This is a genomic window from Geoalkalibacter sp. (genome assembly GCF_030604225.1).
Lineage (GTDB): Bacteria > Desulfobacterota > Desulfuromonadia > Desulfuromonadales > Geoalkalibacteraceae > Geoalkalibacter.
The window spans coordinates 1-12,985 of the sequence record NZ_JAUVWH010000094.1; the positions used below are offsets into that span (position 1 = coordinate 1).

At 62.1% G+C, this 12,985-nt stretch carries 14 protein-coding genes; all 14 read right to left on the reverse strand.

Annotated elements, in window-relative coordinates; translation table 11 throughout:
* Nucleotides 1-1,016 (reverse strand): SecDF P1 head subdomain-containing protein (locus tag QAT43_RS10645; RefSeq protein ID WP_442900245.1); only part of this gene is annotated, 1,016 nt, incomplete at its 3' end.
* 76 nt (nt 1,017-1,092) lie between these two features.
* Nucleotides 1,093-1,404 (reverse strand): preprotein translocase subunit YajC, encoded by a 312-nt coding sequence (gene yajC / locus QAT43_RS10650; RefSeq protein WP_305043053.1) that lies wholly within the window; start codon nt 1,402-1,404, stop codon nt 1,093-1,095.
* Nucleotides 1,405-1,474: 70 nt separating this feature from the next.
* Complete coding sequence (gene tgt / locus QAT43_RS10655) at nt 1,475-2,599, reverse strand: tRNA guanosine(34) transglycosylase Tgt (RefSeq protein ID WP_305043054.1); 1,125 nt, start codon at nt 2,597-2,599, stop codon at nt 1,475-1,477.
* An 18-nt stretch (nt 2,600-2,617) separates the two neighbouring features.
* Nucleotides 2,618-3,655, reverse strand: a complete 1,038-nt coding sequence (queA, locus tag QAT43_RS10660; RefSeq protein ID WP_305043055.1) for a tRNA preQ1(34) S-adenosylmethionine ribosyltransferase-isomerase QueA — start codon at nt 3,653-3,655, stop codon at nt 2,618-2,620.
* Between the two features lie 106 nt (nt 3,656-3,761).
* The gene (argC, locus tag QAT43_RS10665; protein ID WP_305043056.1) at nt 3,762-4,799 is read right to left on the reverse strand and encodes an N-acetyl-gamma-glutamyl-phosphate reductase; all 1,038 of its coding nucleotides are present in this window, start codon (nt 4,797-4,799) and stop codon (nt 3,762-3,764) included.
* A gap of 67 nt (nt 4,800-4,866) precedes the next feature.
* Nucleotides 4,867-5,259 carry a 30S ribosomal protein S9 gene (gene rpsI / locus QAT43_RS10670; protein ID WP_305043057.1) on the reverse strand — a complete coding sequence of 131 codons (393 nt, stop codon included), beginning with the start codon at nt 5,257-5,259 and terminating at the stop codon, nt 4,867-4,869.
* 21 nt (nt 5,260-5,280) lie between these two features.
* Nucleotides 5,281-5,709, reverse strand: a complete 429-nt coding sequence (gene rplM / locus QAT43_RS10675; RefSeq protein ID WP_305043058.1) for a 50S ribosomal protein L13 — start codon at nt 5,707-5,709, stop codon at nt 5,281-5,283.
* A gap of 124 nt (nt 5,710-5,833) precedes the next feature.
* The gene (locus tag QAT43_RS10680) at nt 5,834-6,286 is read right to left on the reverse strand and encodes a universal stress protein (protein ID WP_305043059.1); all 453 of its coding nucleotides are present in this window, start codon (nt 6,284-6,286) and stop codon (nt 5,834-5,836) included.
* Nucleotides 6,287-6,357: 71 nt separating this feature from the next.
* Nucleotides 6,358-7,089 (reverse strand): tRNA pseudouridine(38-40) synthase TruA, encoded by a 732-nt coding sequence (gene truA / locus QAT43_RS10685; protein WP_305043060.1) that lies wholly within the window; start codon nt 7,087-7,089, stop codon nt 6,358-6,360.
* Nucleotides 7,071-7,859: an energy-coupling factor transporter transmembrane component T family protein gene (locus tag QAT43_RS10690; RefSeq protein WP_305043061.1), complete on the reverse strand. Its 789-nt coding sequence runs from the start codon at nt 7,857-7,859 to the stop codon at nt 7,071-7,073. Before QAT43_RS10690 ends, truA begins: the two co-directional genes overlap by 19 nt.
* Before the next feature lie 73 nt (nt 7,860-7,932).
* Nucleotides 7,933-9,021, reverse strand: coding sequence for a 3-isopropylmalate dehydrogenase (leuB, locus tag QAT43_RS10695; protein ID WP_305043062.1), 1,089 nt, complete (start codon nt 9,019-9,021; stop codon nt 7,933-7,935).
* Nucleotides 9,022-9,078: 57 nt separating this feature from the next.
* Nucleotides 9,079-9,609: a 3-isopropylmalate dehydratase small subunit gene (gene leuD, locus QAT43_RS10700; RefSeq protein ID WP_305043063.1), complete on the reverse strand. Its 531-nt coding sequence runs from the start codon at nt 9,607-9,609 to the stop codon at nt 9,079-9,081.
* 73 nt (nt 9,610-9,682) lie between these two features.
* Nucleotides 9,683-10,963: a 3-isopropylmalate dehydratase large subunit gene (locus QAT43_RS10705; protein ID WP_305043064.1), complete on the reverse strand. Its 1,281-nt coding sequence runs from the start codon at nt 10,961-10,963 to the stop codon at nt 9,683-9,685.
* A gap of 147 nt (nt 10,964-11,110) precedes the next feature.
* On the reverse strand, nt 11,111-12,649 hold the full coding sequence (locus QAT43_RS10710; protein WP_305043065.1) for a 2-isopropylmalate synthase: 1,539 nt from the start codon (nt 12,647-12,649) through the stop codon (nt 11,111-11,113).
* Between the last annotated feature and the right edge of the window lie 336 nt (nt 12,650-12,985).

Consider the following 12,985-nt stretch of genomic DNA (forward strand, 5'->3'; position numbering starts at 1 on the left):
GCCAGGTCCGTGGCTTCCTGCTCGGTGAAGGAGCCGGAAATCTGGGCGCTGCCGCCGGAAATGCGCTCGCGAATGACGGGCGCGGAATAGACCGTGTCATCGAGCACGATGGCCATGCGCTTACCGACGTTGGCCGCGGTGATCTGGTCGAAGCGCCGCGCGCCCAAGGCGTTGAAGTCGATGGAGACATAGGGTTCGTTGAACTGGGGATTGATGCGCACCTGGGCGTCGGAGAGCAGATCGCCGGTCAGCACGGTGGTGGTATAGACCACGATGGGCGTTTCACTGACCACGCCGGTGCGCGCATCGGCACGCCGCTCGTAGAGCAACTCGGTGCCCGGCGGCAGACGGCCGGCCACGGCATCCTGCGGCATGACCTCCTCGGCCACCATCTTGAATTCCAGCCGCGCGGTCTTGCCGAGCAGGGCGATGGCGCGCTGGGGGTCCTTGACGCCGGGCAACTGGATGAGAATCCGGTTGTCGGCCTGACGCTGAAGGACAGGCTCGGTCACGCCGAACTGGTCGACGCGGTTGCGCAGGGTTTCCAGCGCCTGGCGCTGGGCGTAATCCTTGATCTGCTCGATTTCCCGATCGCTGAGACGGAACTGCTTGGCGAGATACCCGCCCTCAAGGGGCAGGGTCTGGGCTTCGAGATTGGGAAAGTTGTCCTTCATGAGCGCATCGACCTGCCGCCCCGCATCCTGGTCATAGACGGTGACGGTGAGAATGCCTGAAGGATCGCGGGTCACCCCGCGGTAGATGAGATCACGCTCCCGCAACAGCGCCTCGGTCTGATCCATCAGACTGTCCATGCGACTTTCAACGGCCTTTTCCACTTCCACCCCGAGAATCAGGTGCATCCCGCCTTGCAGATCGAGCCCCAGATGGATGGGGTCGAAGGCCCGTTGCCACCACTGGGGCAGACTGTTGCCGGCCAGGGTCGGTGCCAGGGCGAAGAGGGACAGAAGAAGCAGCAGCAGGATGAGCGCACCCCGCATCTTGAGGCTATTGGACATATCGGTCAACTCTCCTTACGTTAGCTCTCCGCCGACAGCCCCCCATGAGGTCTCGGCAAGGATGGAGCAAAGGGGCTTATTCCGCCGCCTTTTTGTTGGCGATGGACGCGCGGTTCACCTTGATTTTGACTCCGGTGGCGATTTCCAGGGTCACCACCGTGTCCTGCAGAGTGGCGATGCGGCCGTGAATACCGCCGGCGGTCACCACCTGGTCGCCGACCTGCAGGGCGTCGAGCAGCTCGCGATGCTGCTTGGCGCGCTTTTGCTGCGGACGGATGAGCAGAAAATAAAAGATGGCGAACATGAGCACCAGCATGATGATGCCCGAGTAGGGGTTGCCCTGCTGCGCTCCACCGTTGGCGGCCATGGCAAAAGCTTCAGAAACCATTGAGATCGTCCTCCTCTAGAATGTATCGCGGTTGTCTAACCGGCGGAGCCCAAGGCGCCCGCCGCAGTGATCAGCTGTCTTGCGTCTCGCGGCGATGGTAAAAATCCCGACGAAACTCCGTGAATTGCCCGTTTTCGATGGCCCGGCGCGCCTCGGCCATGAGATTGAGGTAATAATGCAGGTTGTGATGCGTGTTGAGCACCGATGCGAGGATCTCCCCACTCTGGTAAAGATGCCGCAAATAGGCGCGGGAATAGTGACGGCAGACATAACAGCCACAGGCCGGATCAATCGGCTGCGAATCCTCAGCGTAGCGCGCCTGCTTGATGCTTATCTTGCCGAAGCTGGTGAACAGCACCCCATTGCGGGCGTTGCGGGTGGGCATGACGCAGTCGAACATGTCCACCCCGCGACTGATTCCTTCGACCAGGTTTTCCGGGGTACCCACGCCCATCACGTAGCGAGGTCGATCCTCCGGCAGCAGCGGCAGGGTCGACTCCATGGCCTCGTACATCAGGGAAGCCTCCTCGCCCACCGACAACCCGCCGACGGCATAGCCGTCGAAACCGATTTCCTGCAGTTCCTCGCTGCTCTGGCGGCGCAGTTCGGGGAACATCCCGCCCTGCACGATACCAAACAGCGCCTGGCCCGCCTCGCCCCTGAACGCCTGCTTGCAACGCAGCGCCCAGCGCGTGGAACGCTGGGTCGACTGGGCGACATAATCCCGGGTGGCCGGATAGGGGATGCACTCATCGAAGGCCATGATGATATCGGCCCCCAGCGCCTGCTGCACCTCGATGGAAAGCTCCGGGGAAAGCAGATGACGGCTGCCGTCGAGATGGCTTTGAAAGACCACCCCTTCCTCGGTGATGCGACGCAGTTCCCCCAGGCTGAACACCTGAAAGCCCCCGCTGTCCGTAAGAATGGGGAGCTCCCAGTTCATGAAGGCATGCAGCCCGCCGAGGCGACGCACGGTTTCATGCCCGGGCCGCAGAAACAGGTGGTAGGTGTTGGCCAGGATGATCTGGGCGCCGATATCCTTGAGCGCCTCCGGCAGCAACCCCTTGACCGTGCCCTGGGTGCCCACCGGCATGAAAATCGGCGTTTCAATGGCGCCGCGCGGCGTGAGCATGCGTCCGCGCCGCGCCGAGGTGCCGGAATCCTTGTTTAAAAGAGCAAAAGCAAAACGTTCCAAGACCCTTACTACCGCCTGTCAGGAAATAAACATGCAATCGCCGTAACTGAAAAACCGAAAACCTTCCGCGACCGCCCGGCGATAGGCGGATAGGGTCCGATCGCGTCCCGCGAAGGCACAGACCAGCATGAGCAACGTGGAGCGCGGCAGATGAAAATTGGTGATCAGCGCATCGACCACGCGAAAACGAAAGCCCGGATAGATGAAAAGATCGGAAATTCCCTCGCCGGCCAGCAGGCGCCCTGCCCCATCCACGGCATATTCAAGCACGCGGGTGCTGGTGGTGCCCAGGGCGATGACCCGGCGACCCTCCGTCTTGGCGGCGTTGACCTGACGCGCCGTGGCGTCCGGCACCAGGAAGGCTTCGCCGTGCATGCGGTGCGCGCGCACATCCTCGACCCGCACCGGCAGAAAGGTTCCGGGGCCGACATGCAGGGTCAGGGGGCAGATCTCGACGCCGCCCGCCCGCAGGGCATCGAGGATCGCAGCGGTAAAATGCAAACCGGCCGTGGGTGCGGCAACCGCGCCCGGCGAGCGGGCAAAAACCGTCTGATAGCGCTCGCGATCCTCCCGCTGGTCAGGGCGGCTGATGTAAGGCGGCAAGGGGATCCGCCCAACCTGCTCCAGAACGTCGAGAAACGTCCCCGGGGCGTCAAAGCGGACGCGGCGCTGCCCACCATCTTCCGCCTGTTCCTCTAGAACCTCGGCCCGCAGGCCACCCTCGAAGAACAGCTGACCGCCGGGACGCAGGGGTTTTGAGGAACGCGTCAGACACAACCAGACCTCCTCGGTCTGGGCGAGGCGGCGCGCCAGAAAGATCTCAACGCGCCCTCCCGACTCCTTGTGTCCCAGCAGACGTGCCGGAATGACCCGGGTATCGTTGATAACCAGCACATCGCCGGGGCGAAACAGGTCCACAACCTCGGAAAAGCGCCGGGAGCGAATCGCGCCCGTGGCGCGATCGAGTTGCATGAGCCGCGAGGCATCACGACGTTCGGGCGGATGCTGGGCGATCAGCTCCTCGGGCAATTCAAAATCAAAATCATCAAGATACATTTAAATTGTCTGAGATCACCCCAAAATATAGCGTCCTAAGAAACCACAAATGGGTGCCGAAGTCAACTTGAAACGCCCCCCGCGAGGCCGGGGAAAACCGCGCAAATCAGGGAAAAAGGGGCAACTGGCCCAGACCCAGGCCTTCCTCGAAACCCAGCATCAGGTTCATGTTCTGCAGGGCTTGACCGGCGGCGCCCTTGACCAGATTGTCAATGGCCGCCATGACGATGACTCGGCCGGTTCGGGCGTCCACCGCCAGGTTGAGATCGCAAAAATTGCTGCCCCGCACATAGGCGACGTTGGGATAGACCCCGTCGGGCAAGACCCGCACAAAAGGCTCGGCGGCGTAGGTGTCGCGGTAGAGCTGATGCAGGTCGGCGGCCGAGAGCGCCGCCTGGAGCTGACCGTAGCAGGTCGACAGGATGCCTCGGTTGATGGGCAGCAGGTGCGGGGTAAAGGTCAGGCGGATCGGCGCACCGGCAACCTGGCTCAGGGTCTGTTCGATCTCCGGGGTATGCCGATGGTTGGCCACGCCATAGGCCTTGAATCCCTCATTGACCTCGCAGAACAGGCTGCCGAGCTTGGCGGAGCGTCCGGCGCCGCTGGTGCCGGATTTGGCATCGGCCACCAGGGTTGAGGTATCGACGAGGTTCTTTTCCAGCAGCGGCTTGAGGGCCAGGGCGACACTGGTGGGATAGCAACCGGGATTGGCGACCAGTCGCGCCGTGACAATCTGCTCGCGGTTGATTTCCGGCAGCCCATAAACGGCTTCGGCAAGCAGTTCGGGGCTGGTATGGGCCTGATACCACTGTTCGTAAACCGCAACATCGCGCAAACGGTAATCCGCGGACAGATCCACCACCCGCTTGCCGGCCTGGAGAAAGGAGGGCACCACGGCCATGGCCGTCTGATGGGGCAGCGCCGTGAAAACGAAATCGGCCTTGGCGCAAACCAGTTCCACGTCGACTGCGTCGCACACCTGGGTGATCGCCCCCTGCAGGGAGGGAAAGACCGCCGCGATGTCCTCGCCGGCATTTTGCCGCGAGGTCACGCAGGTGATCTCCACCGACGGATGGGCATGAAGCAGCCTCAGCAATTCAACGCCGGTATAACCGCTGGCGCCAACGATCGCAACCTTGACCATGTCGAACTCCTCTGAATGCAAAAAGGGAACCCATGGGGTTCCCTTTGAATGCGGCGAAAAGAGCTTATTAACGCTTGGAGAACTGGAAGCTGCGACGGGCGCCGCGCAAACCGTACTTCTTGCGCTCCTTGACCCGGCTGTCGCGAGTGATGAAGCCAGCCTTCTTCAGGCTGCCGCGCAGGGCCACGTCGACGGCGAGCAGCGCCTTGGTGATGCCGTGCTTGATGGCGCCGGCCTGACCGGAGGGGCCACCGCCGGAAACGTTGACGAAAATGTCGAACTGCCCGACACGCTGGGTCAACTCCAAGGGCTGCATGACCACCATCTTGGACGTCTCGCGGCCGAAATACTCGTCCAGGGTGCGGTTATTGACCATGATCCTGCCCTGGCCGGGAATCATACGCACCCGGGCCACGGAGGTTTTTCTCTTGCCGGTGGCGATAAAGGTTTCCTGAGCCATTCTTTCCTATCTCCTGGAGCTTTAAATAGACAATTCTTTGGGCTGTTGGGCCTGATGGGGGTGTTCGGCCCCGGCATAGACCTTGAGCTTCTTGATCATCTGGCGGCCGAGCTTGTTCTTGGGCAGCATGCCCTTGATTGCCTTCCGGATCAGCTCTTCCGGCTTGCTCGCCAACAGCTTTTCGGCGTTGATGGACTTGAGGCCGCCGGGATAACCGGTGTGGCGATAGTACATCTTGTCGGCCATCTTGTTGCCGGTCAGGCGGATTTTGTCGGCGTTGACGATAATCACGAAATCACCGGCATCGACGCTGGGCGCATAGATTGCCTTGTGCTTGCCGCGCAGAACGCGGGCGACTTCCGTAGCGGCGCGACCGAGAACCTTGCCCTCGACATCAACCACGTACCAGTCCTTCTCGGCCTGGGAATTCATTACGATTCGGGTGCTCATGCAAATCCTCTCTATACAGTCATCTGTGAAATAATCAACGGGGCTCACAGAAGTTGAGAACTTAGCCGAAAGGAAATGGGATGTCAAGGGATTTTCCCGGGCTTTCGGGAGTTTTTTCGGGGGTTCAGAGAATGGAGGGTTTAATGCTCAGCACCGGACAGGACGCCTGCTGCACCACCCGCTCGGTGGTGCTGCCGATGAGCAGGTGGGACAGGCCGGTGCGGCCATGGGTGCCGATCACGATCAAATCCATGCTTTCCTTGTCGGCGTAGCGGCAGATTTCTTTGTAAGGGATTCCCGCAAGCACCACGGCTTCGACCCTGACCCCGGGTGCGCTTTCGCGAACGCGTGCGGCTTCTTGCTCCAACTGATGGAGGGCTTCATCCATTTTGCGCCGCTGTTCGTCCCGGGGCACTCCCGCAAGGGGCGAAAAATACTCGATTTCACCATCGACCACCACATAAAGCAGGTGATAGGAAGCATCGAAGTGGTCGCGCAGGCCCAGGGCAAAGCCGAGGGTTTCAAGGCTGTACTTGGAAAAATCCAGAGGCACGAGAATCTTCATGCGTTTTTTCATGATTTAATCCGCCGGTCCGTGGTTCATCCAGACTATAGCCGCCAAGCCACCATTTGCAAGGCACCCGCAGCTTAGTACCAGACCTCCATCAGACACAGACCCTGCGGCGGGGCGGTACGTCCGGCGCGCTCCCCGCATCCGCCGAGCAGCGCGGCGACATCTCCGGGCGCCCTCTTGCCCAGACCGACTTCGACCAGGGTGCCGACCATGACGCGCACCATGTTGCGCAAAAAGCCGCTGCCGCGCACATCGATATGCAGCAGCGGCTCCTCGGCCTGGATATCCACGGAAAAAATCTCACGCACGGTGGTCCGGGCGTCACAGCCCGAGGTCCGAAAGGCGGCAAAGTCGTGAACGCCGACCAGGTGCCGGGCGGCCTCAGCCATCGCCTCGGCATTAAGGGGGGCGCGCAACTGCCAGGAATAGCGCCCCTGCAAGGGGGAACGCACGGGCGTAAGGCAAAGGGAGTAGCGGTACCATTTGCCGCGGGCGGCGAAGCGCGCATGAAAATCCTCGCCGACCTGGCGTGCCTCGCGTACCGCGATGTCCGCCGGTAACAGGCGGTTGAGCCCCTCGCGGTAGGCGCTCAGGGGCAGGTCCCGGTCGGTGTGGAAGTTGGCGACCATGCCGCGAGCGTGGACTCCGGCATCGGTGCGTCCCGAGGAGACAAGGCGCACCGGCGCGCCAAGCAACTCCGCCAGCTTGGCTTCCACCACCTGCTGGACGGAGACGCCATTGGCCTGTACCTGCCACCCGGCGTAGGCCGTGCCGTCAAATTCCAGGATCAGACAGATGTTGGCCACAAGCGCAGTCCAAGGAGAATCACGGGCAGAAGCAGCCCGGCAAAAAAGATCCCCCAATTCTGCCGACCGGACAGAGGCACGACGGCAGGTTCCCGCGGGTCTTCGCCCCACCGGTCGCCCCGCGCCATGGCTTGCGCGAGATCCTCGGCACGATCCGCGAGGCGCATCAGCAAGGGCGCCAGGCTGTCACGCAGCTGGCGCAACCGCGCGGGCAAGCCCTGCGGGTGCGGGCCGCCTAAAGGGCGGGCGCGGGCCAACTCCTCGCGCAGCAGCGGAAGAAAATACAGGATCAGCAGCAAAAAATCGCCGGCGCGAGCCACGGGAATCCGCACCCGTTGCAAGGGCGCCGCGAGGGCGGTCAGGCCGCGCGCCAGGGCTGCGGGAGAACTGGTCAAGGTGAGAACCGAGGACAGCAGCACGGCCAAGGCCAGTTGCCAGATGACCCGCAGGCCGTGCTGCAGCCCGTCATAGGACAGAAACGCCATGTCCAACAGAGTCCGCCCCGGGGAAAACAGCAGATGCAGCAGCAAAGTAAAAAGAAACAGCCAACGAAACATCCACAAACCCCGCCACCACCGGCGTCCCGGAACCCCGCAGGCGGAGGCGAGCAGCAGCGTCAGGGCGCTCAGGGCCACAAGCGTGCCAAAGTGCGAGGAGGCAAGGGCGGTAACGATCAAGCTGAGCAGCAGGATCAGCTTGAGGCGCGCATCGAAGCGGTGCAGCAGGGATTGGCCGGGGACAAACCGCCCCAGAATCAGATCATCGAGCATGGCGGTGCCTTGAAGAGAAAAAAGGGGGGCGTGTAACCGCCCCCCCCTGTGCATGCCGGTTCTTCCGCAAGGATCAGAGCGCCGCGACGATGGCGTCGCCCATCTCCTTGGTATTGACCTTCTTTTCCCCCGGGCGGTTCTGGAAAATATCGCCGGTGCGCAGGCCCTGATTGAGCACCTTTTCCACCGCCGCGTCGATGGCGTCGGCCGCCTCGACCAGGGCGAAGGAATAGCGCAGCATCATGGACGCCGAGAGGATCTGCGCGATGGGATTGGCGATGCCCTGCCCGGCGATGTCGGGGGCGCTGCCGCCGGAGGGCTCGTACATGCCGAAGCTGCCTTCGGCAAGCGACGCCGAGGGCAGCATGCCCAGGGAACCGGTGAGCATGGCTGCCTCGTCGGAGAGAATGTCGCCGAACATGTTCTCGCACAGAATCACATCGAACTGCTTGGGCCAGCGCACCAGCTGCATGGCGGCGTTATCCACGTACATGTGGCTGAGCTTGACGTCGGGATAGTCTTTCGCCACGGTTTCGACGATCTCGCGCCACAGCACTGAGGTCGAGAGCACGTTGGCCTTGTCGATGGAGGTCACCCGTTTGTCGCGCTTGCGCGCGGCCTGGAAGGCGACATGGGTGATGCGCTCGATTTCCGGCACGCTGTAGCGCATGGTGTCGACGCCGATGCGCTCGCGCCCCTGCCCTTCGATGCCCTTGGGCTGGGAAAAGTAGATGCCGCCGGTCAGCTCGCGCACCACCAGCACGTTGAAGCCGCCGGCGATAACCTCTTCCTTAAGGCTGGAGGCACCGGTCAGGGCCGGGAAAATGATGGCCGGGCGCAGGTTGGCGTAGAGGCCGAAGATCTTGCGCAGGGGCAGCAGGGCGCCGCGCTCGGGTTGCTCGTCGGGCGGCAGGCTCTCCCATTTGGGCCCGCCCACCGAGCCGAAGAGGATGGCATCGGAGCCCTTGCAGATATCCACCGTGGTCTGCGGCAGGGCCTTGCCCTCCAGATCGATGCCGGCGCCGCCGACATTGGCGAAGGTGCGTTCAAAACGCACGTCGTATTTCTTCTCCACGGCATCGAGCACCCGCAGGGCTTCGGCCATGACTTCGGGACCGATGCCGTCACCAGGCAGCACCGCAACTTTAAACGATTTGGCCATGAAACGACTCTCCTTGAAAAATTGGGATCACATGAGATGTTGCCGCGGAACCATCCCTCAGTAGCGCGCGTCGGCGAACTCGACCCAGCCGCCCGCCTGCACCAGGGCCTTGTCGAAAGGGCTGATCTCGAACCGTAAAGTTTCCTCGCGGCCGCCGGCGCGAGCCTTGAGGGTCTGGCCCTCCAGATCCACGGCGATCTCCACCGCGCCCTCCCGGGACAGGGCGAAGAGGCGGTCGATGTCGGCCTTGGGCAGCTCGATGGCGAGCATGCCGCCGTTGAAGGTGTTTTGCCGGAAAATGCGCGCGTAGCTCTGGGCGATGATGGTGTGAATGCCGTTGACCTCGAACACCCAGGGGGCATGCTCGCGCGAGGAGCCGCAGCCGAAGTTTTCGCGGGTCACCAGCACCCGCGCGTTTTTCAGCGCCTGGCCCTTGGGATCGAAGCCTTCCAGCTTGAGATCCTCAAGGATATAGGGCTTGAGGGCCTCCTTGGTCACTTCCGTCAAGTATTTCGCGGGAATGATTTCATCGGTATTGATGTCGGAGCGGTCGAGAAAAATCGCCGGGCCGCCGAAAGTCTTTTTCATGGTATCTTCTCCACGAGATTAAATTCATGCCGGGGCGCACGCGTTGCGCCCCTTCCTCAGACTGGCCAGGGACCTAGAGTTTCCGGGCGTCGGCGATCACCCCGGCGATGGCCGAGGCCGCGGCGGTGGCCGGACTCATCAGATGCACCATGCCGCCCTTGCCCATGCGCCCGTTGAAGTTACGGTTGCTGGTCGAGGCGCAGACCTCACCCTCGGCGAGTACCCCGTTGCTCATCCCCAGACAGGCGCCGCAGGTGGGATTGGTGACGCAGAAACCGGCATCCATGAAGATGTCGATGATCCCCTCCTTGAGAGCATCCTTGAAGATTTTCGGTGTCGCGGGCGAAACGATGCCGCGCACGTGTTCGGCGATCTTTTTGCCCTTGAGCACCGCGGCGGCCACGCGCAGATCCTCGATGCGGCCGTTGGTGCAGGTGCCGATGTAGACCTGATCGACGCGGGCGCCGGCCAACTCGCCCACGGGCTTGACGCAATCGGGCTTGTAACCGTAGGTGACCATGGGTTCGAGGGTGGAGACATCGAAATCGAGGACTTTTTCATACACCGCGTCCTCGTCGGAGTGCCAGCGGCGGAAATCCTCGCAGGCCGCTTCCTTGCTCGGGTAATCGTTCTGGATGAAGGGCCAGAGATAGTCCACGGTCGTCATGTCGGGCAGGCAGATGCCGCTGGTGCCGCCGGCCTCGATGGCCATATTGCTGAGCGTCATGCGCGCCTCCATGGACATCTCGTCGACGATGTTGCCGCGGAATTCGATGACCCGGTCGGTGGCGCCGTTGACGCCGATCTGGCCGATGACGTAGAGGATCACGTCCTTGGCGTAGACGCCCGGCGCCAGGGTGCCGGTGAGGTTGATGCGGATGGTGTTGGGCTTGCGAAAGGCGCACACACCCTTGAGAATGCCGACTTCGAGGTCGGTGGTGCCGACCCCGGCGGCGAAGGCGCCAAAGGCGCCATGGGTGCAGGTGTGGCTGTCGCCCATGATGACGGTGAAGCCCGGGCGAATGTAGCCTTTTTCCGGGAACAGGGCATGGCAGACGCCGTTGTGGCCGACGTCGAAGAAATCCTTGATGGCGTGACGATGCGCCCAATCGCGCAGCATCTTGCCCTGCAGGGCGGTCTTACTGTCCTTGGCGGGCGTCACATGGTCGATGACCGCTTTGATCTTGGTGTTGTCGAACACCCGATCCTTGCCGCGCCATTCCAGATCGGCGATGGCGACCGGCGTGGTGATCTCATGGCAGAGCACCCGGTCGAGGTCGAGAACATAGGTTCCAGAGAACGGTTCGTCACGCAGATGCGCGTCGAAGATCTTCTCGGCGATGGTTTTTCCCATAACAGCTCCTTTTAACGAGTGATGCGAGTGGCGTAGTCTAACCCAAAGCAGTCACCGCGGGCAACGCAGTTCCTTGCCATGCCGCAAGGCGACAAAAACAGGGCGGCCCCGAGGCCGCCCGCGAATCCATTGCGCAAGGAAATCAGTTTAGAGTTGGGCGCTTTTGCGCTCCAGGGTCGAGGCCAGGCGGTTCAGCGCATTGATGTAGGCCCGGGCGCTGGCGACGATGATGTCGGGATGGGCGCCCTGGCCGATGGTTTCGCGCCCGTCGGCTTCCAGACGCACGGTGCATTCGCCCTGGGCGTCGGTGCCGCCGGTGATGCCGCCGACGTTGAAGGCGAGCAACCGAGCCTTGCTGCCGGTGAGTTTCTTGATTGCCTTGAAGGTGGCATCCACCGGACCGACGCCGATCACCGCGCCCTTTTTCACCTTGCCGTCGATTTCAATTTCCACGGTCGCCGTGGGCGAGGCAAAGGAGCCCGAGGACACATTCATCTGCAACAACTTGTATTTTTCCGGCATGCGCACGATCTCGTCGGCGATGATGGCATCGAGATCCTCGTCGAAAATTTCCTTCTTGGCATCGGCCAGGGCCTTGAAGCGCACAAAAGCCTTGTCCAGATCCTCCTTGCTCAGATCGTAGCCCATCTCCTCGAGGCGCTGCTTGAAGGCATGACGGCCCGAGTGCTTGCCCAGCACCAGCTTGTTCTGGTTGAGGCCGATGGATTCAGGGGTCATGATCTCATAGGTGGATTTCTCCATGATCACGCCGTGCTGGTGAATGCCCGCCTCGTGGGCGAAGGCGTTGGCGCCGACGATGGCCTTGTTCGGCTGCACGACGATGCCGGTGATGGTCGAGAGCATGCGGCTGGTCGGATAGATATGCTCGGTAACCACATTGGTCTTGTAGGGCAGCACGTCATGGCGGGTACGCAGGGCCATCACCACTTCCTCGAGGGAGCAGTTGCCGGCACGCTCACCGATGCCGTTGATGGTGCACTCGACCTGCCCGGCGCCGGCCTGAACGGCGGCCAGGCTGTTGGCGACAGCCAGGCCCAGGTCATTGTGGCAGTGTACCGAGATGACGGTCTGCTCGATATTGGGCACGTTCTGGCGCAGATAGCTGATGATTTCGAAAAATTCCGAGGGAATGGTGTACCCGACCGTATCGGGGATGTTGACCGTGGTGGCGCCGGCCTCGATCACCGCCTGCACCACCTTGGCGAGAAACGGCAGACGGGTGCGCACCGCGTCCTCGGCGCTAAATTCAACGTTCTGCGTATAGCTCTTGGCCCGCTGCACGGCCTTGACCGCCGTATCGAGCACCTGCTGTTCGCTCATCTTGAGCTTGTACTTCATGTGGATGTCGCTGGTGGCGATGAAGGTATGGATGCGCCCGCGATCCTTGGCGTATTTGAGCGCCTCCCAGGCCCGGTCGATGTCCAGGTTGTTGGCGCGGCACAAACCGGCGATCTGCGGCCCCTTGATGGTCTGGGCAACCTTCCTGACCGCTTCGAAATCCCCCTCGGAAGCAATGGGAAAGCCGGCTTCGATGACATCGACATTGAGTTTTTCCAGCTGATGAGCGATGCGCAGCTTTTCATCCATGTTCATGCTGGCGCCGGGGGACTGCTCGCCGTCGCGCAAGGTGGTATCGAAAATCTTGATAATGCGTTCGTTGCTCATGGTTCCTCCTGGTTGGCAGCCTGTCCTATCCGGTGAAGGGCCGTCTTTGGTTTCGCACGCGGGGCCAAGGCCGATAGATCACTCAGGTCCGATTCCAAAAGACCACCCCCTTTCATTGGTCACAAAAAAAGCCCTCGCCCGTGCAGGGGCGAGAGCTCGATCGCTTCGCGGTACCACCCTGTTTCGATCCGGTTCGCCCGGATCCTTGTTTTTCCCTTAACGCAGGCTCACGGCCCGGGCTGGCCGGTGCCTCGACCGGTTTGACCCGAGCAGCTCCAAGGCGAGTTCGGCCGCTTTCGTACCGGCTCGCACCACCCGCCGGCTCTCTGCAACGAA